The organism is Pantoea sp. CCBC3-3-1, from assembly GCF_007981265.1.
GTDB lineage: Bacteria > Pseudomonadota > Gammaproteobacteria > Enterobacterales > Enterobacteriaceae > Erwinia.
The window spans coordinates 3,536,671-3,563,417 of sequence record NZ_CP034363.1 but is presented as its reverse complement, the minus strand read 5'-3'; the positions used below and the strand labels follow the sequence as shown (position 1 = coordinate 3,563,417).

The following is a 26,747-nucleotide window of genomic DNA, read 5'->3' as shown; positions in this document are numbered from 1 at the left end:
AGGCAGCTGTTAATGAAAATCAAAACCCGCTTCGCCCCAAGCCCAACTGGCTACCTGCACGTTGGCGGCGCTCGTACCGCACTCTATTCCTGGCTGTTTGCCCGCAATCAGGGCGGTGAATTTGTACTGCGTATCGAAGATACGGATCTGGAACGTTCAACGCAGCAGGCTATCGACGCGATTATGGATGGCATGAACTGGCTGAACCTCGACTGGGACGAAGGCCCGTATTATCAGACCAAACGTTTTGATCGTTATAACGCCGTTATCGACGAAATGCTGGACGCGGGTACAGCGTACAAATGCTACTGCTCCAAAGAACGTCTGGAAGCCTTGCGTGAATCGCAAATGGCGAACAATGAAAAACCTCGCTATGACGGCCGCTGCCGTGACAGCCACGAACATCATGCTGCTGATGAGCCTTGCGTCGTGCGTTTCCGCAACCCGCAGGAAGGATCGGTGATTTTTGACGACCAGATCCGTGGCCCAATCGAGTTCAGCAACCAGGAACTGGACGATCTGATCATTCGTCGTACCGATGGCGCCCCGACCTACAACTTCTGTGTCGTGATCGATGACTGGGATATGGAAATCACCCACGTTATCCGTGGCGAAGACCATATCAATAACACGCCGCGTCAGATTAATATCCTGAAAGCGATTGGTGCACAGGTTCCGGTCTATGCGCACGTTTCGATGATCCTCGGTGATGACGGTAAAAAGCTCTCCAAGCGTCACGGCGCGGTAGGCGTGATGCAGTATCGCGATGATGGCTACCTGCCTGAAGCGCTGCTGAACTATCTGGTGCGTCTGGGCTGGTCTCATGGCGATCAGGAAATTTTCAGCATTGAAGAAATGAAGCAGATGTTTGATCTCAATGCGGTCAGCAAATCGGCCAGCGCGTTCAATACTGAAAAATTGCAGTGGCTGAACCATCATTACATCACCACGCTGGCACCGGAATATGTCGCCACGCATCTGCAATGGCATATCGAGCAGGAAAACATCGACACCCGCACCGGGCCTGAACTGGCTCAGCTGGTTAAACTGCTGGGCGAACGCTGCAAAACGCTAAAAGAGATGGCGGCTTCCTGTCGCTATTTCTATGAGGATTTTGAAGAGTTCGATGCGGATGCCGCGAAAAAACATCTGCGTCCGGTCGCTCGCCAGCCGCTGGAGGTCGTGCGTGATAAGCTGGCCGCGGTTGCCGACTGGAGCGCGGAAAATGTGCATCAGGCGATTCAGGCAGCGGCAGACGAGCTGGAAGTGGGAATGGGTAAAGTCGGTATGCCGCTGCGTGTAGCGGTGACCGGTGCAGGCCAGTCGCCAGCGCTGGACGTTACGGTACAGGCTATTGGTCGCTCTCGCACCATTGCGCGAATTGAAAAAGCGTTGGGCTACATTGCAGCCCGTGAAGCTCAGGCCTGACGTTAAGGCAGAAACAATAAACCGGCCAGCTGGCCGGTTTTTTTTTACGTCTCAGACTGAGAAATATCGAGTCGGAGCAGCATCCCCTGTATGCCTTCGCGTAACAATAGAGCGTAAAGCTTTTCTTGTTCTTCGCTGTTCATCTGTTGAAGAGACGTCATTAACAGTGCAGGGAGAGAGTTTTGGGTGACGCGGTAGGTGGCTGTCGGCTCAGCAACATGGCGGGTCGACTTGAGAAAGTTTCTGACATTCTCGTCAATATGGATCATTCGGGCTTTTCCGCCCTGAACACCGGGTTTCGGCACGGTAGTCCACTGTTCTTTCTTGACCCATTTATTAATCGTTTGACGACTAAAACCCGTTTCCTGCGCCAGTTCTTCCGGCGTTAACCATTCCTTTTTCATTATGCAATATCCTTTTTGCGTTTATATGTAACGAGGACATATTACAGGAATTTATTGTCTGAACAACTAACAGATAAGAGTTATCCGAAGCTGTTACTAAACGGGAGATTGAATTTGGGCGTTCCCTCTGCCTGCTGACAGAGGGAAACAGGCGATGGCCTTATACGGAAGCAGACTGAGTTTGTGGGCGATAAGCCATATAGTAGGCAAGACCAACAAAGACTGCGCCGCCAACGGTATTACCTAAAAATACCGCCGCAAAGTTTGGCAGATAGTCGGCCCAGCTCAGCTGGCCAGCAAAAATAGCCGCAGGAACAATAAACATATTTGCCACGACGTGCTGGAAACCAATGGCAACGAAAGCCATTACCGGGAACCACATACCGAAGATTTTACCGACCACATCTTTACTGGCAAAAGCCAGCCAGGTCGCCAGACAAACCAGCCAGTTACAGCCAATACCTGAAATAAACGCGTGCATAAAATCGGTATGGACTTTAGCTGTTGCTATCGCGACGGTCTTTTTCAGATAGTCGCCTTCCGTCATGCCCAGCAGATGACCAAAGAACCAGGCAACCGCAATACTGCCAATAAAGTTGGCGATGGTGACCCAGAACCAGTTACGAATTACGCCATATCCGCTTACTTTGCGGGCAAAGAAAGCAATTGGCATGGTCATCATATTGCCGGTAAGCAATTCACCGCCAGCCAGCACGGTGAGAATAATACCGACCGGGAACACGGCTGCGCCCAGCAGACCGCCAAACGAACCCCAGTCCGCAGGCAGTTGGTTAATGACGTGCAAATCCAGTAAAAAGCCGATGGCAATAAAAGCACCAGCTAAAAAACCCAGGATGAGCAGGTTAGCGACAGAAGAATGACTTTTGGCGATACCGGCCTGAATGGCGACCGCCGCGATTTCTTTAGGTGAATGCAAGGACATAGTGGCTCTGATTCTGGTGTAGTAAAGGAAGAATGGCTAAATCCACCGCAGCGGAAACGCGTGTATCCGGCGTGGGCAGGGGACTGGCCTTCGAAAACGCGAGAAGTTTTGCACGGGAAATTAACAAAAACAAGCGTAATAAAACGGGGTTTTAACGCTCTGTTTACAGGATTGGTTGGCACGTCTCGTGATTGCAGCCTGAACATCGATTAATTGCGTTCTGGGCATCATTTGATCGCCACCGTCGGTAGTATTGAGGAGGATTATGCTGCCGCTGTTGCTGTAAATATCATCACGGCACCGCTCTTCTGGCTTCTTTTTCAGCGATCAAACACAGATTGTGAATTTGCCGTTGACACCCCTTGCCTCGTTTCATATTATCCACGCCGTCAAGACGACAAAGGTTTTTCGGCTCGGGGGTATAGCTCAGCTGGGAGAGCGCTTGCATGGCATGCAAGAGGTCAGCGGTTCGATCCCGCTTATCTCCACCAAATCTTCACCAGACGATTTGGCCGCGAAAAACCGGTTTTTTGTTGTGGGGGTATAGCTCAGCTGGGAGAGCGCTTGCATGGCATGCAAGAGGTCAGCGGTTCGATCCCGCTTATCTCCACCAAATCCTTTCTTCTCTGCTCCAGCATTCCTTATTTAGATAATCATTGCGATTCACGCGCTGTTTTTCGTCGTACTTTCCTTTTATTGCTCAAAACTGCCTGTTTGCTGATGTGAATGCTAAATGCAGCCATCCTGCTAATACCGGACAGCCGCACCTTAGGCATCAAGCGTTAAATTCTTTGCTTTCAATCAGATAGTCGATCAGCGCGGTAAGCTTTTGCAGATCGGCATAAGCGATATTGTGGAACAGCGCAATCCGCAGCTGGTTGCGGCCCAATGCCCGATAGCCTTCAATACCGTGTACCAGTCCTTGCTCATCCAAAAAACGCGTTAATTTATCGACGGAAATTCGTTCGGCGACATCAATCGCGGCTACCGTAGTGGAACGGAATTCAGGATCTGTGACGTAAGCGGACAGATATGCTTTTTGCTCCGCCCACTGGTAGATCCATTCTGCTTTGGCTGCGGCCTGACGCTCGACCTCGGCAAATCCCAGCTGATTCATCCGCTGCGCCTGTCTGGCAAAGAGAAACAGCGTGACCACGGCTGGCGTATTGTAAGTTTGCTGCTGCTCGCTGTTGCTCAGCGCCAGACGCCAGTCGGCGAACACAGGAATATAGCGGTTACTGTCGGCGGCGATCTCGGCTACCCGTGCTTTGGCTTTGGGCGACAAAATAGCCACGAACAGTCCGCCTTCGCTGGCGAAAACTTTTTGTGGCGAGAAAAAGAACAGATCCACGCGTGATAAGTCACAGGCAATTTGTCCGGCACCGCTGGTGGCATCAACGGCCAGCAGGCACGCTTCACCCACTTCAGGCAAACGTGGATTCATGACACCTGTCGATGTTTCATTCAGCGTGCAGGCCACCACATCAACGTTTTCAGTAACAAACGTCTGATTGGCCTGACCATAATCCACCGCCACTTTCTGCGCTTCGATCCAGGGAATGCGATCGGAGGCTTTAAACCACTTATCGGAAAATTCGCCGCAAACGTGGTGAGCAATGCGCTTTCTGACCAGTCCCAGCCCAACCATATCGAACAGCGCCGTTGCGCCACCGTTACCCAATACGATGCTGTAATCATCCGGGACCGATAAAAAGGCCCTTAGATTTTGCTGAATGTCGCGGCACAAAGCCCGCACGGGTTCTTTACGATGGCTGGTTCCCAACAGATGCGGCCCGTACTCCTGCAAACGGGTCAGGTCATCGAGTTCAATCAGGGATGGGCCGCAACCGAAGCGGGGATCGGTCGGGATCAGGTGTTCCGGGATGGTTATTACCACGCGCTGTTCCTCTCTGTGGCGGCCCTGTCAGTGCGGGCGGCCGGGCTAACGGATTGATAACTGATTAAAAAATAATATAAACCTGTTTAAACCACGGGTGTTAATTATTTGTTTTATCGTTCAACCGAACGCCCTTCACGCAAAAATCCTGATCGGCAGAAAAACGGCCGTCAGGACTTAGCGTAAGACGGGTACAGGCTTTAGCCGGTCAGCAATCGCCATCAGCGTCCTGCCAGCGTTGGCCTGATGGCATATTTGCCATCGCCCATTAGCGCAAGCGTGATCAAACCGATAATCCAGAACGCGGGAAACTCCCAGCCGCCGTTGGTATCGGTAAAGAAAAACCCTGCCGGGCCGTGAACGGTAGCGATGGCACCCAGCAGCACCGGGATCAGCACAACGGCGACAATGCGCGTCCAGGCCCCGAGGATCAGGGCGATACCGCCGATCAGCTCAACGGCCATGATCGGATAAGCGAGGCCGCCGGGCAGTCCCAGCGAAGCAAAAAATTTGGCGGTGCCAGCGGGAGTAAAGACAAAGAATTTCAGGCCGAAGTGGGCGAGAAACAGAATGCCTGACGAGATACGCAGTATCAAAGCAGCAAAGGGTGCAGTACGGTTGTCGGTCATGATGATTTCCTCTCAGTCAGTTGATGAAAGGAAGATAACTTATTTCCAGAATGATGATTATCCGCTTATTTAGCGCAAGATTTGTTCCTGAATGGAAATGGTCACCAGCCTTTTTCCCACTCAGGCTGACCCGCGAAATTTTCAACCAGAAAGTCGATAAAGGTGCGGGATTTGTGTGCAAGATATTTTGCCGGAGGATAGACGGCAAACAGGCCCAGTGGCGGCAAGGCAAAATCTTCCAGCACGGGCACCACCGATTTTTGTCTTAGCGCCTCACTGGCGACAAAGGTCGGAACGCGGGCGATGCCAAGGCCGCCAGCGGCCGCTTCAAGACAAACTTCCGCATTCGAAAATTTCAGCCGTGCGTTCACCGGCAGTGGCAACACTTGTTCATCCTGCTGGAAAGCCCAGCGGAAAGGGTCGCGAAAGTTGGTATCAATAATGCAATCATGCTCTGCCAGCGCCTGCAAGTGTTCAGGTATGCCTTTTTGCGCCAGATAGTGCGGCGAGGCGACGGTCAGAATATGGATATCGCAAAGCTTTCTCGCTATCAGACTGCTGTCCGCCAGGTTACCAATGCGCAGCGCCAGATCAAAACCTTCATCCACCACGTTGACCACGCGGTCGGCAAAACTGACGTCAATTTCAATGTCGGGATAGCGTCGGGCAAAGGCGATCAGTGGCTGCGTCAGCTGCCGGGTGCCAAACGTCACCGGCACGGAAATGCGTATCCGTCCTGCTGGCGACGCGGAACTGTTACGAATAGCATCATTCAGCGCATCATATTCGGCGACCACCGTTCGGATTTTATCGTAATAGGCAATGCCAGGATCGGTAGCGGTCAGCGCGCGAGTGCTGCGACGAAACAGCTGCACACCTAACTCATTCTCAAGGCGAGAAACGAGTTTGGAAGCCTGACCATGACTGGTGCCGATGCGTTTAGCGGCGGCGGTGAAGCTCCCTGTTTCCATTACGGCGATAAACATTCTTTCGCAGTCCAGTCTTTCCACCGGGCCTCCTGTTGGCAGAGGGGAAATAAATTATTATTCAGGCAACCATTTTTAACATAGCAATGCCGTTAACACGACGGCGAAGTGTGACATGATTGCACGGGCTGATAAGGAAAATGGATAAGACAAACGGAAGGGAAAGGGGAGCGGGGATTTCTCCCCGTCCGTTTAAGCCAGTTCGGCAGCAAAATCCAGCATCAGTTTCGCCAGCGTTTCAGGCGTTTGCATCGGCATCAGATGCCCGGCGCTGGCTATCACCTCCAGTCGTCCGTTGGGCAAATGTGAAAGCGTCAGCTGCTTTTGCTCCTCCGCCGACGGCACCTGGTCATCTTCCGAGCCGGCCACCAACAAGGCCGGACAGTCAACCCGTCCGATGCGGCTGGTCCAGTCTTCGCGGCTGCCTTGTTCCGGCCAGGCACGCCAGGCATTAAGGTTGGCACGCTGCGCGTCGTGGATGGCAATCTCGCGCAGGAGATCGGGCAGGCGATCGTGGGCTGCGGTGTCCACAAAGGCTTCAGCTTCCTTCCGGCTGGCACGATACGCAATCTGGCTCTGCCTGGCTTCGTCAGTCATCGGCTGGGGTCCCGGCGGTGAGGGCGCAACCAGTACCAGCCCTCGCAGGTAGTCCGGCTGCTCTGCCGCCAGGGCCAGCGCCACTTTTCCGGTCATGGAATGGCCCACCAGAATGCAATTACGCAGTTCCAGTTGACGAATTGTTCGATCGACGTGCGCAACCATAGCGGCCACGTCGTAGCCTTCAATATGATGAGCGTCACCGAAGCCGGGCGTATCCAGCGCAACGCATTGATGATGGGCGTCCAGCCAGCAAATAGTCGGATACCAGGTATGGCGTGAACCGCCAAGATAGTGCAACAGCACGAACGTCGGCGTGTCGGTTGCCTGGCCATGCAGGCTGTAAGGCAGCATAGAATCTCCTAACGCAGTTTGTCGTGCACATCACCCAGTTGGGCAATAGCGTGCTCGCTGTAGCCAAGCGCCTGCAAAGGTGCGATAACATCTTTTTGTAAATCAGGCACGTAGCCTACCAGCACCTCACTTTTGCCGCTAAAGGTGACGTCGCCGAGCGCGGAAGGCAGCAGGAAGGTTTCTGCGCGCTCCAGCGTCCAGCTTTCTCCATTAGCGGTAATTTGTAGCGGGTCGCCAAGGCTGGAGACGATGCGGGCGCCGCTGTACTGATAACGGTATGAACCCGACAGCTTCCAGCGCTCCAGCGCGAAATAAGGCCCGGCGCAGCAGATCAGGCGGCGCAGCTGGGACGTTTCTTCCAGCTTCAGGCCCGGCTGGGGTTCAGTAGTGAGTTCCGGGCGCAGCTCGGCCAGCAGAGCATCAATATTCTTTTCCCGCTCCTGGGCGGAGAGCTTGCTGCCATCTTCCATCCGCCACGGCATGGCGTGCTGTTGAATATTCGAGGTTTGTTCAATTTCATAAATCAGCGTGTCCGGCCCGAACGTGTGCGGCATGCCGCCAGGAATATAAAACGTATCGCCCGTTTTTACCGGTTTACGAGGCATCACCTCATCGTACTTCTCCGCCAGCAGGGCAGCGCGCAGCTGCTGCTGACCAATACCCGGTTTGATGCCTACCAGGCAGGTCGCACCCGGTGCGGCCCAGAGAATATGCCAGGCTTCGGTTTTGCCATTGGGCTGCTGCTCAAGCCGCTGCGCTGCCTCATCGTTGGCGTGAAGATGCACCGGCAGCATGCCGCTGGCATCAATGAATTTGGTGAGCAGCGGAAAGTGCGGGCCTCTCCAGCCGGGCGCAACCAGCTCGTCGGGAAATTGTTCAGCCAGCTCACGCAGGGTTTTACCGCTCAGCGAGCCGTTTTTCACCGTGGCGATCATGCCGTCCACGTCGCTGACTTCCCAGGTTTCCGCAATCCGTTTATCGGGCAGGTTCGCCTTGCCCAGACGTGTTTTGATCAGCTCTCCGCCGAAGATGTGGTAAGCCATCGGCAGCGTCAGCTGCAAAGGATAAGCGTCCATAATCCAGCTCCTTACAGAAAGCGATTCTTTACCCGTGCAGGTAATATTTCAGCGGTGACAGCGAGGAAAGAACCGGTACCGGCGTCAGGCCTTGACGCCGGAAAAATCAGATAACGGCAACGCCGCCGGTGACGGCGATGGTCGCGCCGGAGATATAGCTGGCTTCGTCGCTGGCCAGCATCACATAAGGAGCGGCCAGTTCGGCAGGTTGACCCGCGCGCTTAAGCGGCACTTCGCTACCAAACTGTTTCACCTGCTCAACCGGCATGGTAGTTGGGATCAACGGCGTCCAGATTGGACCCGGCGCCACGGCGTTAGCACGGATGCCTTTTTCGGCCAGCAGGGCGGCCAGGCTACCGGAGAAATTGATAATGGCGGCTTTCGTCGCGGAGTAGGCGATCAGCTTTGGCTTCGGCTGATCGGCGTTGACCGAGGCGGTGTTGATAATTGAGCCGCCTGGGGGCATATGCGGAACCGCAGCCTTGCAGATATGGAACATCGCATAAAGATTGGTTTTCATCGTGCGGTCAAACTCGTCATCGCTGATTTCTTCCAGCGAGTTACGGGTCATCTGGAAAGCCGCGTTATTGACCACGATGTTGACCTCGCCAAAGGCGTCAACCGCCTTCTGCACAATGTCCCTGCAATGCGCGGACTCGGTAACGTCTCCGGCAACCAGCACCGCTTTTTGTCCCGCCTCTTCAACCAGGCGAGCCGTCTCTTTGGCGTCTTCATGTTCATCAAGGTAAGAGATCAGCACGTCGGCGCCTTCACGGGCGTAGGCGATGGCCACTGCCCGGCCAATGCCTGAGTCGCCGCCGGTGATAATGGCTTTTTTGCCGGTTAGCTTGCCGGAGCCTTTGTAGCTGGTTTCACCGTGGTCGGGTTTCGGCTGCATTTCGTTCGTGCTGCCAGGCCACTGTTGTGGCTGTTCCGGGAAGGGAGGTTTTGGACGATGCGTTGTAGACATGATTTCTCCTCTAAGACCGGTTTTTACGCCGGTAGTTGATGAGACAGTGCGCTGCCAGCGGCAACGCAGTGAATATGAAAGAATTTTTACCAGGCGGCTCTGTAAGCCGGGCATGAGGTAAGCATAGTTAAAAAAAATGAAAGTGCTAAACCGATTCGGCTAAACAGCTACCCTGTTAAGTTCCATGGTTTCGCTGAATGCATCAATACACCCCCTTAAGCGTCAGCAGCAAGCTAAGGTTCCGGAAATATCGCACTGCACGTAGCAAGCGCCGCGAAGCCCGCTCACCGGGGTTAAAAGGGGTTATCTGAGCGTATTCATTGCTGAAAGCGGGTTCATGCTGTTCAGGGAGGGATAGGGCAGGATTTATTAGGGTGTAACCGGCTACGCCGGGCGTACGGCGCAATGAGCTTCGGCCCTACATGTGGCATCATCTGGTGCCTCCATGCCGCTGAAGCGGCATTCAGGGGCAGGCTGCCCACCGATCGTCGACTTCAGGCTGTTAGTTACAGTTCAGGGAAAATGTCCGCTTTGTGCCATGAACAGCCCTCCGTTATCGCCCGGCTCTGAGTATGATGTTGGGCACCAAGCCGCGAAACTCAATTGAGTGCTGAATTTTACTGCTACTCACCGACAAAATTTGACAGTGCAAGAGAAAGATAGCCCGGTTGTTCCCATGACATGCAATGCCCACAATCATCAAGGATTACCGTTGAAATCCCTGACTTGACTAAATAATCGACATCGTCGTCTGGTAACGACCATTCACCGAAGATCAGCTGTTTACGCACTGGCAATTTAATAAATCGCTCAAGCCAGTCACCGCCTGCTATCAGACTTGAAGCACCTCGCCAGACCGCCCAAGGGGCATCAACTGCGAGGCTTCCCGCCCAGGGGCCTGATTCGTTTTCAATCATTTGTTTCCAGTGTTTGTTTATGAACTCTTCTTCACTGTGACTGCATATCTGCCGACTGAAAAAACCGCCCCCGGGCCTAAAATTAGGTTCAGATACCACAAGTCCCTCCATGCGATTTGTGATTAAGCCTGCCGCTTCAATACTGATACTCCCCCCCATACTGTGCCCGTAAATAAAACATTTATTCAGCCCTAAATACCGTACTAACTCTGCCACCACACTGGCCTGGTCAGTGATTGAATAGCTGTAATCACGAGGTTTTTCACTGTAGCCACACCCTGGCAAATCTATAAGAATCGCACGTCTTTTATTTAAACGAGGGTCTGTGGCGATAAGTGGATATTCGTACGAAGAAGCACACCCTAGTCCGTGCACAAATATCAGGGGTGTTCCGCTGCCGGGCAGATCCTGCCAGCGGACGAGACAATTTGCAGTGGATGAAAAGAAAGATTCCATAGAGTTATCAATACTGGCTGAGTTTAAAGACGTCAGTATCTTTGCATTGAAGCCCGCAGACAAGGCTCAGATGTATAGGTTTCTGTTATTTACTGACCATCGATGGTCGTGTTTAGACCTGATCCCTTTTAATGAATACACGACTAAGCAAGCAAATTCTCTACGAGTAATGACAGCCACGGATGTCCGCTTTTCGCTCAAAACGGACATCCGCTCCTTGCAACAGCCAGCTTTGTGCCGGAAGCGGACATCGGAAAATTTGCGATACGTTGAATGATGAAAGGACGTTTCCGCTCAGTTTTTAATATTGAGAGCGCACTCCTAACGTTAATCCAGCAAATCATAATAATAACATTCACTTATTTACTGTATTAACGCCTCTCACTGGTCGCTGACGCATAGCACCCGGCGGATAGCCATTGATGCGTTTAAAAGCTCTGCTAAACGCTGCCTGTGAGGCATATCCGAGGCGAAGAGCAACGGTGTCAATTGAGAGCTTATCGTGAATAATCCAGTGACCTGCGATGCGCATTCGCACTTCCCTTGCATAGCGCTGGGGAGGTATGCCGATGATTGATTTAAAGCGTTCAGCAAAAACAGAACGTGATACATGCGACTGCGCAGCAAGCTCAGCAACAGACCATTCCCGACTCGTATCACGATGGATGGCCAGAATAGCACGGGCAAGTCGTGGATCACGTAACGCAGCGAGCAGACCAGCGGCGTTCTCGCTGCCGTTTTCGATCCATCCACGCACAATCATGGCTGCCGCCACTTCTGCGAGGCGTGCCAGAATGCCCGCGAAGCCCGCGCGTCCGGAACAGATTTCAGATTTCATCGCGCCCAGAACGGGAACCAGCCCCGGATAAATCTGTTCATTTGCCTCAACCACGATGGCTTGCGGCATCAGTTTACCAAGGCCCTGCATTCCACCAAGATCGAACTCCATACAGCCATAAAACAGAACCGTGCTGGGTGTCGGATGCGAACTCGGGCAGGTATTAATTCCGCTGACGGCCTCGCCTAAAGGAGCAGAGCCGAACGTGTCGATATGTTGAAATGAACAGCTGACATCCGATAAAAGCTGATGCTCCTCGCCCTGCGGCATGAATACCATGCTTCCGGCTCTCAGTTCGTGCAACGTACCGTCGTGTGTGCGCAGCAGAGCAGTACCCACTGCGATGTAATGAAAATAGGCATGTCCCGGTCTGTTGCTGAAACCGACGCCAAACTCAGAGCCAGTCTGTAAACGGCGATACTGCACGCCACGCAGGCGCATTTCCAGCAGCAATTCACTGATGAGTTCAGATGATAGGGCAAAATGTTTATTCACATGCATATTCGGAGTTTCGGGTAAAAAATCAGGATGTGGCATCATAGATCGTCCAGCTGCTCAACTCTAGACTTGGAGTTATCATTTTTTCTCTAAAAAAAGAGTGTGTTATGAGAAATGAAGCAACTGAAGCTGTATCCGCTAGTTTGAACAGTTCGGAACCTAAAGAATCCGCATGGATGGCCGTTATTTCACTGACTATGGGCGTGTTTGGCTTGCTGACTGCGGAATATCTTCCAGCCAGCCTGTTGACACCCATGGCCGCCGATCTCGGTGTGACCGAAGCGCTTGCTGGTCAGGCTGTGACGGTAACGGCTGTGGTGGCCCTGTTTGCTGGTCTGATGATTCCACGCCTGACACGTAATTATGATCGCCGAACTGTTTTGCTGGGTTTTACCGTGCTGATGATCGCCTCCAACCTGCTTGTCGCAATTTCCTCCAGCCTGGCTGTGCTGCTGCTCATGCGCATTTTGTTGGGCATCGCGCTGGGAGGCTTCTGGAGTATGGCTGCTGCCGTAGCTATGCGGCTGGTCCCTACTAAAAGCGTCCCGCGTGCTCTCTCCATTATTTTTAGCGGTATTGCTGTCGGTACCGTGGTTTCGATCCCACTTGGGAGCTATTTAGGTGGGCTTTATGGCTGGCGTAGTGCTTTTATCGCTGCAACCGCAGTAGGCGTGCTGACACTGCTCTTTCAGCTGTTTACCCTTCCTGGAATGGCTCCGCGGAAAATGATGATAACGGCATCTGTCATGGATTTACTCCGCCGCCCAGGCATTGCGGTGGGAATGACGGGGTGTGTGATTGCTCATACTGGTCAATATGCGCTGTTTACCTATATCCGTCCGGCTCTTGAAAATATTGCCCAACTTGATGTGGATCGTTTGTCATTAATACTGCTTGGATTTGGCGTCGCTAATTTTATCGGTACGCTGCTTGCCGGGTGGCTGATGGAGAGAAGTCTGCGTCTTACCCTGATACTGATGCCAGCGCTTGTTGGTTTAGCGGCTTTAAGCATGATTTTGCTGCCACTTGAGGAAGCAGGATTGATGTTGTGCGTCGCGTTGTGGGGGATGGCATTTGGTGGCGTACCCGTTGCGTGGTCAAACTGGGTAGCACGTTCCGTTCCCGATCAGGCTGAAACTGCTGGCGGCATGGTAGTCGCAGCAGTTCAATCCTCAATTGCTGCGGGCGCTGCGTTGGGAGGATTAATTTTTGGTCTCAGCGGCGTAACAGGTGTTTTCATCACCGCTGGTTGCATAATGCTTGTTGCCACGCTGGTTATTGGACTAAAGGTGAAGGTCGCCCTGACTTGACCACTTCCTCTATAAAAACTTTTAAAATAAAGGCCAGCTAAATAAGGTGGCTGGCCTGAAAAAAGTAGCGAAGTTTCCTACCTCTTTCCGCTCAATTTATTGTCCGATAGTCAGCTCTTAGCTGACCTTACTCGTGCGTCCCCTTCGTGCCAGAAGCGGACGTTTCCAACATCTGCATGCACTATATCGGTGGAGAACAGATCTCACTGCATAGCCATGCAGACGCGCCAGAATCATCAGGGGCGTTTTTGAGGGTAAAGTGACGGAAAACGCCCGCACGCGTCAGAAACGCGCTGAGGGCCTCTCAGGGGGGCCGATAAGCAGTCTTATGTTAAAAGCTACTGAGTTGCTCTCTTACTCTGACTTTTTATTCCATTCGGGGTGGGTCAGTGTAAACAGCATGCTGGCGGGCGCATTTGTCACATCCTGAATGTCCCGTACATACCGGAGTCCGGCATTCGTCAGGACCTTCTGCGATGCCAGGTGATCTGCTCTTACTACTGCTGAGATTTCAGGTAGTTTTAGCTCACCAAACCCGTAGCTGACCGCATGGTTAGCAAACTCTGTCGCCAGGCCTTTTCCCCACGACTCAGCTGAGAACCGATATCCCAGGTTATTGATAGCAGTATCGGCATAACTGCGGATACTCAGCCCGCCAAAACCGATGATCATTTCAGGATTATTCTTCAGCAATATAGCCCAGTTTCCGAAACCGTAGTCTTCCCAGTGTTTAAGCCAGCGAGCCAGAACGTCGCGGGCATAATTGATATCAGGATACGGACCTGCGGGATTAAAAGTATTCGTGGCAGGATCGCCATAAATTCTGAAAAGGTCATCTGCGTCTGAGGTAATTACGGGCCGAAGATGCAGTCGGGTGGTGGTTAGCCGCAAAATTTCTCCTGATTTTTTGTCATTCAATGAGTTATCTTGCTGCTTTTATAGCCAGAAACATTCGGGTGTACAACAGCACTGTTATGTTTTCGGGTGTTTGAGCCTGTTTTGGGCGCATTTTTCTCGTGCCCCAGATGGTCAGTAAGCTCCGCATTGAGTGCCGTTTCGACGGTAATTTTCGTCAGCATGCGGGAAAACGCATTGAGATCGGCTTCGCTTTTAAAGCCTTTAGCCAGTTCAGACGCAAGGGCTTTGAGTTTCTTTTCGTCCATAATTTGCCTGTCTCCGTTACTGGAGTGAACATATCAAAAACAGACAGATACACAATTTAAATTACAGGTTCTATAATTTAGCTTTCAATTAATTATTGGGTAACTTACACAAGTATGGCCGGAGCTTATAGCATACATTTGGTTTCCTTTAAGGTTTACAAATGGAAAAGTCGTATATTCGTAATTGATAGAAGTTATATTGAATGTAAGAAATTTATCTTCAATATTTAATTTTGTTGAATGGGCAGGGTATGTCCCTTCATTTTTCATTGTAATAATAAAACCGATAGGGAAAAAATGTAGAGCACAAATAATTGCCACATTTCCTTCGTTCATAAATGCTACACTTTGAGCAGATATGTGCATCCTGTGTGGATAAAACCAGTAGTAAATATCATGAGTATCCTCAAAACTTGGGTTTTTTCCCAAAACATAATTCTTTAAAGGTGTATAGAAAGGACTATCTACGGGTTCTTTTTTACAATCTTCAACTGAAGTTGCTGATAGTACGTGTCCAATCATAGGCTTAGTGAAAGATATACTATCAAAAGATATTCTAATGAATGGATATACCTTCAAACCATTCATATATTGACTCAACTGATCTTTAAAGGAGTTTGTTACATGTTCAATTGCAGTATCGAGGCCACCTAAAACCTTATTGTTGCAGTGGCTGCAAATAGTTCTGAAATAAGATCCATTTTTAGCATTTAATGGTTTAACTGGTTCTTGAGCATTAAAAAACTCGCTAACTGTTTTCTGAAGTACGGGTCCTAATGTTATGGCGCATTTTGGAGGGACATGATCTTTTGTGAGTAAGTCATATTTTCCACAAATATTGCAATAACCTTTAATAATCCCATTGTGCTTCCATCTTTCACTAATTTTTGCCATGTTTATTCCTTCAATAGGATAAGCTATCTATATTATGTCAAATACTATCAAAGATACATCTTAAAGTCAGGTAAATGGTCATGTCTGCCTAAGTAATATAATAAAATTCAAAGTATGACAGTCCGCTTCTCGCTCATAACGGACTATGCTCAGCTCATATTGTCCTCTGTACAAAACGGCCGTGTAAAACCTGGGCGAAAGTCAGGCGTGCGCAGAGGTATGAAAATTTACGTCACAGAATGCCGCTTTCGTTTTCAGTACGCCATACACAAGTGGATCAGTTTTCTCATCAGTGCGCCGATGGCCACCCTTTTCGGTTTGCCCCGCAGACACCACACATTGTAGATATTGCGCATCCGTTTATTATGAATTTTCCCGCCCCGGGCTGACATGTAAAACTTCGCTCTCAGCGGAGGCGGTTCGATTTTCGACATGCGGTGTTTTAACACGCCCTTTGATACCATCGTAAAGCATACAGAGGGCAAGCGTGCTCTTGCTTACGTCTGTACCTACTGGAAACATGGTCTCACTCCTCTCATATAAACCGTCACGCCTGTTCGCCTTGTACATACGAAGTCGAGCTCATGGTAACCGTTCAACCTGCTGTGCTGGCGTGAAAGGTGAAGCGGAGGGCCATATGCTGCTAAACAAGGTTCAGTATGATAATGGCCTTAAGGATGAGAAGCGGGCCAGACAGTAGGGAAGCGAAGGAAATAAGGCCAGCACGCTGTTGTTGCAACGGCTGGCCGATTTTATCAGGCGACTTTTTGTGTCACCACGCTAAAGCCGTGCGTACCATCGCGATCTAACTGAGCAATCAAACCAAATTCCCAGTCCAGATAGGCCTGCATAGCTTCTGCTGAATTGTCAGTTCCCTCATAGGGACGACGATAGCGATCGCTGCGCGGCTGAAGCAGTAACGCTTCGCCCTGTTCAACCGGAAGCCCGGCCGCTTTCCAGGCGGTATTACCCCCTTTCAGCACCACAACCGGCTTGCCGGTCAGGCGTTCAATATCCGCGACGGCATAGCGTGCCAGCATGCTGCTGCCGCAGGTGACAACATAGCGTTCGGCAGCCGGCAGCGTTCCGTTTAAAGAGAGCAGGGCGCGCTGGAGCCATGCCGCACCTGGAATGTGAGCCGCAACATAGTTGGCGCTGGTGGTGAAATCCAGTACCTGCGTCCGGCCCTCTTTTAGCCATTCGGCCAGCTGGATCGGTTCCACTTCCGGCTGCGGAGCTAAAGGCGGAACGGCTGGCGACCAGTTTCCTGTGGCGGTGAACTCTTCGGGGCCGACGGCATCCAGCACCGCCACGTCCCATCCCATCTGTGCCAGCCATGAAGCGCTCATATTCGCCCGCACGCCTTTATCATCCACCAGCACCACTTTTGCGCCACGCACGCTGGCATAGTGATCGGTTTCCTGCACCAGCTGGCCGCCGGGAACGTGGCGTGCGCCGGGCAGATGGCCCGCCGCATATTCTTCACCGTCACGCACGTCGAACAGATAGACCGTGCGCCGATCCTGCTGCTGCAAGCTGTGAAGATCGGCCAGCGTAATGCGTTTTACGCCCGCTTTATCGGCTACGTCACGCGCGCTGCGTGCAGCCTGAATCAGTGCGGTTTCGCTGACTTCGCCATAGCGTCGGTTTTGCCCGTGCTCCAGTTCAAGCCCGGCCAGCGTCCAGCCAATCGTGCCGTTTCTCAGCGCATAAACCGGGTTGCGGATCCCGGCATTGACCAGTGACTGAGTGCCGATAATGCTGCGGGTGCGGCCTGCACAGTTAACAATGACTTTGGTTTCAGGCGAGGGGGCCAAATCTCTGACCCGCAGTACCAGCTCCGCACCAGGAACGCTGATGCCGCCAGGGATGCTCATCGTCTGATATTCATCAAAGCGGCGGCTGTCGAGCACCACCACAGATTCGTCGCTTTGCAGCAGGGCATTGACCTCTTCAGCCGGCAGCGAAGGCGTATGGTTGCGGCTCTCGACCAGTTCGCCAAAGGCTTTGCTCGGTGAGTTGACATCGATAAACAGCTCGCCGCCCGCGTCCAGCCAGCCTTGCAGGCCGCCTTCCAGCAGGGCGACATCCTGATAGCCCAGCGCGCTCAGGCGTTCAGCGGCGATTATGGCCAGCCCTTCACCGTTATCGTAAACGGTAACGGGCGCAGTCAGACGGGGAATGCGGTTCAGCACCTCAATTTCCAGCTTTGACAGGGCGACATTGACGGCGAACAGCGGATGGCCTTCGGCATACTGTGTCTCTTCTCGCACATCCAGCAGCGCCAGTTCCTGACGCTGTAACAGCGCCTGACGAATGTCTTGATAACGACGGGTAGTAAAAGTATCAGCCATGTGAAAGATCCCAGATATTAGGTAGAAATTCGTTGTTATAGCCGGAAATAAAGGGCTTTTCGCGGCCATCTTCGCTATAAACCGCGCGCCTGACTGCCCCGATATTACCGCCATAAACGTGAATACTGATTGAGGTGCGATCGGCAAACGCATTACTGACGCGATGAATATCGCCAACGGCCGGGGAGACCGCTTCCACATCGCCAGGATTCAGGCGTACGGGTTCTCCCTCCGCGTGCAGGCCTTGCGCATCACGACGGAAATTTTGGGAGACTTCAGCGCCGCGCAGCATGCCGATTAATCCCCAGACGCGATGATCGTGTACCGGCGTCGACTGGCCCGGCCCCCAGACAAAACTGACGACTGAAAAACGCTGGCGGGCGTCGGCGTGCAATAAATACTGCTGATAACGTTCCGGGCTGGGCCGGGTAAACGCCTCTCCCAGCCAGTCGTCATCGCGGATTAACTGGCTCAGTAGCTGGCTGCCGACCTGCAAAATTTCGGCTTCCGCAGGCTGGCGATCCAGTAACTCTGCCAGCCCGCCGACAAATTCACGCAGGCGGTAGTGGTTTAGCTCACTCATAAGAGGTCTCCTGGCGGTCCGCTACCTTGTTCGCCTGTGCTGACAGGCTGTAATCAAAGGCCTGATGGACATTTACGGCTTTAGGCAGAACGTGATATTTGAAAAAGAAATCCGCTGACTGTTGCAGGGTTTCCGCCACCGCTGGCGTGAAATCCACCGGGCGGATTTGCGCGCTGGCAATCCAACGCTGAGTAATCTTTTCAGGCATGCCCAGTGATTTCGCCAGCGCAGCAGAAAATTCAGCAGGATGCTGCGCGGCCCAGACCTGAGCTTTTGCCAGTCTGGCTTGCAGATCGGCAATTGCCTGACGCTTAGCGGGATCTTTCAACGACTCTTCCCGTGCCAGCGAGTATGAGTAACCTGAAAGAATGCCTTTGCCGCCGCCTTGCGGCACCAGGACATCCTGATCGACCACCACGGCGGAAGAAACGTAGGGTTCCCAGGTCGCCCAGGCGTCAACGGAATGGCTGGCCAACGCGGCGCGGCCATCCACCGGCCCGAGGAAGCGCAGCGTCACGTCGGAGGGTTTCAGTCCGGCGCGCTCCAGCAACCCCAGCAGCAGATAGTGGCCCCAGCCGCCGCGATTGACGGCAATTTGCTTGCCTTTCAGATCGTTGAGGCTGTGAATGCCGCTATCCGGGCGGGCCAGTAAGGCAATGCTGTCCGGGTTATTTTTCCAGGCACCTACCGCTTTTACCGGGGCGCCTGCGGCATAAACAAACAGGAAGGGCAGATCGCCGGTAAAGCCAACGTCCAGCGCGCCTGCGTTCAATGCTTCCTGCACCGGCGCGCCGGAATCAAAGGAGGTCAGCTTTAAGTCATAAGGCAGGTTATTCAGCTCGCCGGATTCACGCAGGGAGATAAAGCGATCCCCTTTTACGTCACCCAGGCGCAGCGTGACCTTTTCAGCCGCAACCGCAGAGGTGGCGATGGCTGTTAACAGCACGGCGGCGAACAAACGCATCAGGCACTCCTTGCAATACGGCGAGCCGCAACTTTTTCCCGCGTCAGCGGGATCAGTTCTTTACCATAATCCAGCGCGTCGTTCAGCGGGTCGAAGCCGCGGATGAGTACGCTTTCAATGCCTAAATCGTAATAATCGAGCAGAGCATCGGAGACCTGATCCGGCGTGCCGACCAGCGACGTTGAGTTATAGCCGCCGCCAACCAGCCTGGCGATGCCGGTCCATAAGTTCTTATCCAGCCTGTCGCCTTCGTTGGCCGCCGCCATCAGGCGTTCCGCACCGACGCTTTGCGGCTTCGGCAGGCCAAAATCGTGACCCGACGCCAGCAGTTTCTGACGGGCGGTTTCACGAATATATTCTGCTTTTTCCCAGGCTTCTTTTTCGGTAGCGGCAATAATCGGTCGGAAAGAGATATTGAAACCGATTTTACGGCCGTGTCGGGCGGCGGCGGCACGCACGGTACGCACCGTTTCGGCCGCACCGGCCAGCGGCTCGCCCCATAAGGCAAACACGTCGGCGTGGCGAGCGGCAACCTCAATCGCTTCCGGTGAGGAACCGCCAAAGTAGACGGGCAGGTTAGCCTGCACCGGTTTCACGGCGGAAAATGCCTGTTCAACCTGATAATGGTCGCCCTGATGATCGTAAGGCTGCTCAGAAGAGAGGCTTTTTCTCAACACGCTGAGGAAATCGTCGGTGCGTTCATAGCGCTGAATTTTATTGAGATAGTCACCGTCGCGGCGCTGTTCGGCATCGTTGCCGCCGCTGATAATATGTACCGCCAGGCGGCCATCGGTAAGCTGGTCAAGCGTCGCCAGTTTACGGGCAGCCAGCGTGGGTGAGACGAAGCCTGGGCGGTGAGCCAGCAAAAATTTAATGCGCGACGTATGGGCCGCCGCGTGCGCCGTGACCAGAAAACCGTCAGGTTGATCGGACCAGTAGCCCACCAGTATCCGGTCAAAACCGGCTTCTTCATGGGCGCGGGCAAAATCCGCGATATATTGCTTATCGAAAACGGGGCCACTGGCAGGAATGATTTCCGATGCCAGCCGGTGGCCAATCATGCCGAGAAACTGAATGCTCATGGTTAACTCTCCGAAGGGAAGGCCGGCAAGCCGGCACGGAAGAGAAAACCCTATTATCGCAAGGGCCTGCTGTGAAATTCATATATCTGCTGACGTTAGATGCAAAACAGCTATTCACCGGCAGCAGACATAAAAAAAGCGGATCCTGTTGGATCCGCTTTTTCTGTCGACGAACACGGTTAAAGACGGTTAGCTCAATACCAAACCGGCAATCGATGCAGACAGCACGCTGACCAGCGTTGATCCATACAGCAGCTTCAGACCAAAGCGTGAAACCACGTTGCCCTGTTCTTCGTGCAGGCCTTTAATCGCACCCGCCACAATCCCGATTGAGGAGAAGTTGGCAAAGGAAACGAGGAACACGGAGAGGATGCCTTCACCGCGCGGTGACAGCGTACCGGCAATTTTTTGCAGGTCCATCATGGCGACAAACTCGTTGGAAACCAGCTTGGTCGCCATAATGCTGCCAACCTGTAGCGCTTCGTGTGCGGGCACGCCCATCACCCAGGCAAACGGGTAGAACACGTAGCCCAGCACGCCCTGGAAGCTGATGCCGAAAACGGTGGAGAACAGGGCATTGACCGCGGAAATCAGCGCGATAAAGCCAATCAGCATGGCGGCTACAATCACCGCAACTTTGAAACCGGCAAGAATATATTCGCCCAGCATTTCAAAGAAGCTCTGTCCTTTATGCAAATCGTTGAGCTTCAGGTCCTCTTCGCTTTCCACGCGGTAAGGATTGATCAGCGAAAGCACGATAAAGGTGCTGAACATATTGAGGATCAGGGCCGCCACCACGTACTTCGGCTCGAGCATGGTCATATAGGCGCCAACGATGGACATGGAGACCGTCGACATCGCCGTTGCCGCCATGGTGTACATGCGACGCTGCGACATTTTGCCCAGGATATCTTTATAGGCGATAAAGTTTTCTGACTGTCCCAAAATCAGCGAACTTACCGCGTTGAAGGATTCCAGTTTGCCCATGCCGTTAACTTTAGACAGCACGGTGCCGATAGCCCGGATCACCACCGGCAGGATCCGGAAGTGTTGCAAAATACCGATGAGCGCAGAGATAAAAACGATAGGGCAGAGCACGTTAAGCCAGAAGAACGCCAGGCCTTTATCGCTCATATTACCGAATACAAAGTTAGTTCCCTGAGCAGCATAGCCCAGCAGCTTATCGAAGAAGCCAGCGAAGCCCTGGACGAAGCCCAGACCGATCGTTGAGTTCAGGAAGAACCAGGCGAGCAGAACCTCGATCACCAGAAGCTGTATGATAAAACGTACGCGAATGTTTTTTCGATCGCTACTCACCAGCAGGGCCAGCAGCGTCACGACCACCATCGCCAAAGCAAAATGCAGAATGCGGGACATGATTGCTCCAAATTTGAAGGCTGTTATATTTCGCTGCATATTCTATGTAACAAGTTGCAGAAAAACGAGACTAAAGCCTCACTATAATAATTACCTATCGCACAAAATTGATATTTTCCTTTCCCGAACGCGCGGGCTGATGTTCAAAAAAACACCAAATAACTTGTGTGGTTATTCCTTTTAACCTAGATTTAACTTGTTGCGTATCGACTGGGAATGACATACTTTGTCTAAAAGTATAGCCAATGCTATATTTTATAGCGCAGGCTATCACAGCGATAAAAATAACCTATCTAAATGCACTTGATAATCATTATCATTTAAAAGACAATAATAACTTCAGGTGTATCAGCAGGAGTATGTTTATGTTCGAAGGCCGCGCTGCGGAACGAACCATTCGCAGTTCCCGTAAAATTAAATTTGCGCTAATGGGGCCAGCCTTCATTGCGGCGATCGGCTATATCGATCCAGGCAACTTCGCGACCAACATTCAGGCGGGCGCATCCTACGGCTATAAACTGTTGTGGGTAGTGGTTTGGGCCAACATCATGGCGATGGTCATTCAGCTGATGTCCGCCAAGCTGGGGATCGCGACAGGCAAAAACCTGGCTGAACATATTCGCGATCGTTTTCCGCGTCCTGCCGTCTGGTTTTACTGGATACAGGCGGAAATTATCGCCATGGCGACCGACCTGGCGGAGTTTATTGGTGCAGCCATCGGTTTTAAGCTGATTTTTGGCGTCAGTCTGTTACAGGGCGCTGTGCTAACTGGCGTAGTGACCTTCCTGATTCTGATGCTGCAAAGTCGCGGGCAGAAACCGCTCGAGCTGGTGATTGGCGGCCTGCTGCTGTTTGTCGCGGCGGCGTATGTCATTGAGCTGTTCTTTTCGCAGCCGAAAATTGTCGATTTACTTCAGGGCGTTGCCGTCCCGCAGCTGCCAACCGCAGATGCCGTGCTGCTGGCCGCCGGGGTGCTGGGCGCAACGATCATGCCGCACGTCATCTATTTACATTCCTCACTGACGCAAAATCCCAACGGTAATACGCGTTCTGAACGCTACTCTTCGACCAAACTGGACGTGGCTATTGCCATGACTATTGCCGGATTCGTCAACCTGGCGATGATGGCGACTGCCGCCGCCGCGTTCCACTTTAGCGGGCATACGGGCATTGCTGAACTCGATCAGGCTTATCTGACGCTGGATCCGTTGCTGGGACGCGCGGCCGCGCTGGTGTTTGGTTTAAGCTTGCTGGCCGCGGGTCTCTCTTCCACGGTGGTGGGCACCATGGCCGGGCAGGTGGTGATGCAGGGCTTTATTCACGTGCGCATTCCGCTACTGGTACGCCGCGTGGTAACCATGCTTCCCTCGTTTATCGTCATTATGGCTGGCTGGGAACCCACCCGCATCCTGGTCATGAGCCAGGTGCTGCTAAGCTTCGGCATCGCGCTGGCGCTGATCCCTTTGCTGGCTTTTACCGGCAATCGCGAGCTGATGGGCGATATGGTTAACTCCCGCCTGATGCAGGCGGTCGGTAAGGTGATAGTGGTGATTGTTATTGCATTGAACTTCTATCTGCTGGTGGCCATGGCAAGAGGGTTTTAACCGACGGCATACTCCATGCCGGAAAAACATGACACGGCCCGTGAACAGGCCGTGTCATAATCATTACCAGCGATCGTGATGACGCTCGCGTTCGTGATGGCGCCATTCACGGTGGCGTTCACGGTCATGCCATCGCTGTTCACGCTGCCACTCGTGGCGACGACGCATCTCTTCATGACGACGCCACTGTTCGTGCCGCCACCAGCGCCCTTCACCATAGCGATAGTTATTATGCCAGTAACGGCCATCGCGCCAGCGACCACCGTCCCAGTAACGACCACGCGGATCGCGATCGCCTAATTGCAGCGAGACGCCCGGTGCTAAAAAAATTCGGGCGCTGTCGGCGTGCGCTGTGTGCATTGCCAACGGGGACAAACTTGCCAGTAACGTGGCAATAAGCATCAAACGTTTCATTATATCTCCTTATCAACGGCACACCTGCTCCGCTGGGGTACCAGTATTATAAAGAGATTGCGAACGTTTCGCCTGGGAAGTTCTGAAAAGCAGCGCAGGTAATGAGATTGGGAGTTATCTGTAAAAATCCCGCCGCAGGGCGCGGCGGGAAAGGGCTCAGGCGAGGATGGCCTCAATGCGTTCCAGCTCGGCCTGGCTGAAGTCTCGCGCGGCAAGCATGCCGATAGCATCGTCAATCTGACTGGTTTTACTGGCCCCAATCAGCACCGACGTGACGCGGTTGCCGCGCAACACCCAGGCCAGCGCCATTTGCGATAATTTCTGCCCGCGCGCGTTAGCCAGTTCGTTGAGCTGGCGCACTTTCGCCATTTTCTCCGGCGTTAGCTGATCCCCACTGAGGAATTTGCTGCCGCTGGCGGCACGCGAATCATCCGGGATCCCGTGCAGATAACGGTCAGTCAGCATACCGCCCGCCAGCGGTGAAAAGGCGATACAGCCGACGCCCTGTTCAGTCAGCACATCCAGCAAGCCGTTTTCCGGCGCGCGTTCAAACATAGAATATTTTGGCTGATGAATCAGGCAAGGCGTGCCGAGCTGATTAAGGATACCAATGGCTTTTTCAGCCAGCGCTGCCGGATAGTTTGACAGCGCGATATAGAGCGCTTTTCCCTGGCGTACCAGATGGTCGAGCGCGGTCATGGTTTCTTCCAGCGGCGTCTCCGGGTCCGGGCGGTGATGATAGAAGATATCAACATAGTCCAGGCCCATGCGCTTCAGGCTTTGGTTCAGGCTGGCTATCAAATATTTACGCGAGCCCCAATCGCCGTACGGCCCGTCCCACATGGTATAACCGGCTTTCGAAGAGATAATGAGTTCATCACGCAGCGAGTGAAAATCTTCACGCAAAATCCGGCCAAAATTCTGTTCGGCTGAACCCGGTGGCGGACCATAGTTATTGGCTAAATCAAAGTGGGTGATACCGTTATCAAAAGCGTGGCGCAGCAGTTCGCGACTGTTATCGACGCGGGTGCTGTCGCCAAAATTATGCCATAACCCCAGCGAAATGGCGGGCAGCTTAAGGCCGCTGTTTCCACAACGGTGGTAGGACATTGTCTGGTAGCGCTGTGCATCGGGCTGATAAACCATAAAAAAGTTCCTGTGCTGAAAGACCGGGGTAAAAATGAGCGTAGCAGTGTATACGGTTACACCAAATGGATTCGCGCCACAGATCGCAACTTACGGAAAAGTCTCAGGCGTAACGTTCGCTTGCCAGATTGAGGGAAGACCGGCTGTAAATAGAGGCGAAATAATCGGCGATACTGATTACAGCGCTTATTTTAATAAGGGGAAAATCATGCAAAATCTGACCGTTGGAGACTACCTGTTAATCCGGCTGCATCAGGCGGGCATTGGCCATCTTTTTGGTGTACCCGGTGACTATAATCTGCAATTTCTCGATCACGTTATTAACAGCCCGGACATTGGCTGGGTAGGCTGTGCCAACGAGCTGAACGCGGCTTACGCTGCGGATGGTTATGCACGCTGTCACGGCGCGGCTGCGCTACTGACAACGTTTGGCGTAGGTGAACTTAGCGCGTTAAACGGCGTGGCAGGCAGCTATGCGGAGTATGTGCCCGTCATACATATCGTTGGGGCACCCTCGACAACTTCACAACAAGGCCGGCTTTTACTGCACCATACGCTGGGCGATGGCGATTTCAGCCACTTTCAGCGTATGTATAAAGAAGTGACCGTGGCTCAGGCGGAGCTGACGCCTGAAAACGCGGCGGCAGAAATCGATCGGCTGATCGTGGTGGCGCTGCGCGAGCACCGGCCCGTTTATCTCTTTTTAGCCACCGACGTGGCGGAGGCCCGCATCCAGCCGCCAGCACAACCGTTGCCGCTGAGCCATGACGTCGACAAAAGCAAACTGGATGCCTTCGCCGCAGCGGCTGAGAAGAGGCTGTCTGCGGCCAATAGCGTAGCGCTGCTGGCTGATTTTCTGGCGGATCGCGCCGGACAAAAAGCGGCGCTGGCCCGGCTGGTGACGGATATCCCACTGCCGTTTGCCACGCTGCTGATGGGAAAAAGCGTGCTGCCGGAACAGCAGGCTGGCTTCGCCGGAACCTATTCCGGTAAAGCCAGCGCGGGCAACACCCAGAAAATCATTGAAGAAAACGAGGTCATTATTACCGTTGGCGTTATTTACACTGACACCATTACTGCCGGTTTTACCCACCAAATCGATCCCGCGAACACTATTGCGATTGGCCTTAACAGCGCGCGTGTAGGAGACGCGCATTTCCCGCAGGTACCGATGAGCGAAGCAATCGCTATTCTGCATAAGCTGTTAAAGCAGCACGCAGGAGGCTGGCCAGAACGTAAAATTGCGCCGCCTGCGCTGGTTGATGAACCCTCCGATTCCCTCACGCAAAATACCTTCTGGCAAGCAATGCAGGATTTTTTACGGCCCGGTGATATCGTGCTGGCCGATCAGGGGACCGCCGCGTTTGGCGCTGCCGCTCTGCGTTTACCGCAAGATGTTACCTTTATCAGCCAGCCGCTGTGGGGCTCGATTGGCTATACGCTGCCAGCAGCTTATGGTGCGCAAATTGCCTGCCCTGAACGGCGCGTCGTACTGCTGGTGGGAGATGGTTCTGCACAGTTAACCGCGCAGGAAATGGGTTCTATGCTGCGTGACAATCTGAAGCCGATCATATTGGTGCTGAATAACGACGGTTACACGGTCGAACGGGCTATTCATGGTGAACATCAACGCTACAATGATATCGCGGCCTGGAACTGGACGCAGCTACCTCAGGCGATGAGCAAAACGTGCACGGCCCAGAGCTGGCGAGTGACGCAAACAGTACAATTAACGGAGGTACTGAAGGTGATCGCGCAAAGCTCGCGTTTGTCACTGGTCGAGGTAATATTGCCGCCGCTGGACGTACCACCGTTGCTTGAAGCCGTTACCAGAGCACTGAATCAACGTAATTCCGCCTGAAA

General features: G+C 53.0%; 23 protein-coding genes, 2 tRNA genes and 1 pseudogene. 6 read left to right on the top strand and 20 right to left on the bottom strand.

From position 1 onward, the window contains the following. Positions 1-12: 12 nt before the first annotated feature. Positions 13-1,428, top strand: a complete 1,416-nt coding sequence (gene gltX, locus EHV07_RS16615) for a glutamate--tRNA ligase (RefSeq protein ID WP_168199644.1) — start codon at positions 13-15, stop codon at positions 1,426-1,428. Between the two features lie 44 nt (positions 1,429-1,472). Here the strand turns inward: gltX and EHV07_RS16610 are convergent, their stop codons facing one another. Further along, positions 1,473-1,832 carry a YfeC-like transcriptional regulator gene (locus EHV07_RS16610; RefSeq protein WP_147199103.1) on the bottom strand — a complete coding sequence of 120 codons (360 nt, stop codon included), beginning with the start codon at positions 1,830-1,832 and terminating at the stop codon, positions 1,473-1,475. 160 nt (positions 1,833-1,992) lie between these two features. Continuing rightward, positions 1,993-2,775, bottom strand: a complete 783-nt coding sequence (locus tag EHV07_RS16605; protein WP_147199102.1) for a formate/nitrite transporter family protein — start codon at positions 2,773-2,775, stop codon at positions 1,993-1,995. 415 nt (positions 2,776-3,190) lie between these two features. Between EHV07_RS16605 and EHV07_RS16600 the strand changes: the two genes are divergently transcribed. Together EHV07_RS16600 and EHV07_RS16595 are read left to right on the top strand one after the other, a co-directional pair. Next, positions 3,191-3,266 (top strand) — tRNA-Ala (locus EHV07_RS16600). Positions 3,267-3,312: 46 nt separating this feature from the next. Further along, positions 3,313-3,388: transfer RNA gene (locus tag EHV07_RS16595), tRNA-Ala, on the top strand. Positions 3,389-3,550: 162 nt separating this feature from the next. Here EHV07_RS16595 and EHV07_RS16590 read toward each other — a convergent pair. The 8 genes from EHV07_RS16590 to EHV07_RS16555 form a co-directional block, all read right to left on the bottom strand. Next, on the bottom strand, positions 3,551-4,672 hold the full coding sequence (locus tag EHV07_RS16590; protein WP_147199101.1) for an aminotransferase class V-fold PLP-dependent enzyme: 1,122 nt from the start codon (positions 4,670-4,672) through the stop codon (positions 3,551-3,553). Positions 4,673-4,893: 221 nt separating this feature from the next. Then, complete coding sequence (locus EHV07_RS16585; protein WP_147199100.1) at positions 4,894-5,301, bottom strand: DoxX family protein; 408 nt, start codon at positions 5,299-5,301, stop codon at positions 4,894-4,896. A gap of 101 nt (positions 5,302-5,402) precedes the next feature. Further along, positions 5,403-6,311 (bottom strand): LysR family transcriptional regulator, encoded by a 909-nt coding sequence (locus tag EHV07_RS16580; RefSeq protein ID WP_147199099.1) that lies wholly within the window; start codon positions 6,309-6,311, stop codon positions 5,403-5,405. 168 nt (positions 6,312-6,479) lie between these two features. Beyond that, a complete protein-coding gene (locus EHV07_RS16575) occupies positions 6,480-7,238 on the bottom strand; it encodes an alpha/beta fold hydrolase (protein WP_147199098.1) in 759 nt (252 codons plus the stop codon). A gap of 8 nt (positions 7,239-7,246) precedes the next feature. Further along, a complete protein-coding gene (locus tag EHV07_RS16570) occupies positions 7,247-8,314 on the bottom strand; it encodes a type I phosphomannose isomerase catalytic subunit (RefSeq protein ID WP_147199097.1) in 1,068 nt (355 codons plus the stop codon). Positions 8,315-8,420: 106 nt separating this feature from the next. Next, positions 8,421-9,284, bottom strand: coding sequence for a glucose 1-dehydrogenase (locus EHV07_RS16565; protein ID WP_147199096.1), 864 nt, complete (start codon positions 9,282-9,284; stop codon positions 8,421-8,423). A gap of 623 nt (positions 9,285-9,907) precedes the next feature. After that, the gene (locus EHV07_RS16560) at positions 9,908-10,657 is read right to left on the bottom strand and encodes an alpha/beta fold hydrolase (RefSeq protein WP_147199095.1); all 750 of its coding nucleotides are present in this window, start codon (positions 10,655-10,657) and stop codon (positions 9,908-9,910) included. 355 nt (positions 10,658-11,012) lie between these two features. Then, a complete protein-coding gene (locus EHV07_RS16555) occupies positions 11,013-12,035 on the bottom strand; it encodes an AraC family transcriptional regulator (protein WP_147199094.1) in 1,023 nt (340 codons plus the stop codon). A 65-nt stretch (positions 12,036-12,100) separates the two neighbouring features. Between EHV07_RS16555 and EHV07_RS16550 the strand changes: the two genes are divergently transcribed. Next, positions 12,101-13,303, top strand: coding sequence for an MFS transporter (locus EHV07_RS16550; RefSeq protein WP_147199093.1), 1,203 nt, complete (start codon positions 12,101-12,103; stop codon positions 13,301-13,303). Between the two features lie 354 nt (positions 13,304-13,657). Here the strand turns inward: EHV07_RS16550 and EHV07_RS16545 are convergent, their stop codons facing one another. The 8 genes and pseudogenes from EHV07_RS16545 to EHV07_RS16500 all read right to left on the bottom strand — a co-directional run bounded on the left by EHV07_RS16545 (position 13,658) and on the right by EHV07_RS16500 (position 21,720). Further along, positions 13,658-14,194 carry a GNAT family N-acetyltransferase gene (locus tag EHV07_RS16545; RefSeq protein ID WP_147200653.1) on the bottom strand — a complete coding sequence of 179 codons (537 nt, stop codon included), beginning with the start codon at positions 14,192-14,194 and terminating at the stop codon, positions 13,658-13,660. Between the two features lie 74 nt (positions 14,195-14,268). Next, positions 14,269-14,466: pseudogene (locus EHV07_RS16540) on the bottom strand (IS256 family transposase); the annotation flags it as partial. An 84-nt stretch (positions 14,467-14,550) separates the two neighbouring features. Then, entirely contained in the window at positions 14,551-15,360 is an 810-nt protein-coding gene (locus tag EHV07_RS16535; RefSeq protein WP_147199092.1) for a chaperonin, read from the bottom strand. Between the two features lie 755 nt (positions 15,361-16,115). Continuing rightward, positions 16,116-17,714 carry a rhodanese homology domain-containing protein gene (locus EHV07_RS16520; protein ID WP_147199091.1) on the bottom strand — a complete coding sequence of 533 codons (1,599 nt, stop codon included), beginning with the start codon at positions 17,712-17,714 and terminating at the stop codon, positions 16,116-16,118. Continuing rightward, the gene (locus EHV07_RS16515) at positions 17,707-18,297 is read right to left on the bottom strand and encodes a cysteine dioxygenase (protein WP_147199090.1); all 591 of its coding nucleotides are present in this window, start codon (positions 18,295-18,297) and stop codon (positions 17,707-17,709) included. The genes EHV07_RS16520 and EHV07_RS16515 overlap by 8 nt, the downstream gene beginning before the upstream one ends. Then, entirely contained in the window at positions 18,290-19,261 is a 972-nt protein-coding gene (locus EHV07_RS16510; protein WP_147199089.1) for an ABC transporter substrate-binding protein, read from the bottom strand. The genes EHV07_RS16515 and EHV07_RS16510 overlap by 8 nt, the downstream gene beginning before the upstream one ends. Continuing rightward, complete coding sequence (locus tag EHV07_RS16505; protein ID WP_147199088.1) at positions 19,261-20,343, bottom strand: LLM class flavin-dependent oxidoreductase; 1,083 nt, start codon at positions 20,341-20,343, stop codon at positions 19,261-19,263. The genes EHV07_RS16510 and EHV07_RS16505 overlap by 1 nt, the downstream gene beginning before the upstream one ends. Before the next feature lie 189 nt (positions 20,344-20,532). Further along, entirely contained in the window at positions 20,533-21,720 is a 1,188-nt protein-coding gene (locus tag EHV07_RS16500; protein ID WP_147199087.1) for a NupC/NupG family nucleoside CNT transporter, read from the bottom strand. A 365-nt stretch (positions 21,721-22,085) separates the two neighbouring features. Between EHV07_RS16500 and EHV07_RS16495 the strand changes: the two genes are divergently transcribed. Then, positions 22,086-23,324, top strand: a complete 1,239-nt coding sequence (locus EHV07_RS16495) for an Nramp family divalent metal transporter (RefSeq protein ID WP_147199086.1) — start codon at positions 22,086-22,088, stop codon at positions 23,322-23,324. A 63-nt stretch (positions 23,325-23,387) separates the two neighbouring features. Here EHV07_RS16495 and EHV07_RS16490 read toward each other — a convergent pair whose 3' ends face one another. Both EHV07_RS16490 and EHV07_RS16485 read right to left on the bottom strand, forming a co-directional pair. After that, entirely contained in the window at positions 23,388-23,738 is a 351-nt protein-coding gene (locus tag EHV07_RS16490) for a DUF2502 domain-containing protein (protein ID WP_147199085.1), read from the bottom strand. Positions 23,739-23,894: 156 nt separating this feature from the next. Continuing rightward, positions 23,895-24,884, bottom strand: coding sequence for an aldo/keto reductase (locus tag EHV07_RS16485; RefSeq protein ID WP_147199084.1), 990 nt, complete (start codon positions 24,882-24,884; stop codon positions 23,895-23,897). A gap of 208 nt (positions 24,885-25,092) precedes the next feature. Here EHV07_RS16485 and EHV07_RS16480 point away from each other — a divergent pair, with 208 nt between their 5' ends. Continuing rightward, positions 25,093-26,745, top strand: coding sequence for an alpha-keto acid decarboxylase family protein (locus tag EHV07_RS16480; RefSeq protein ID WP_147199083.1), 1,653 nt, complete (start codon positions 25,093-25,095; stop codon positions 26,743-26,745). Positions 26,746-26,747: the final 2 nt, after the last annotated feature.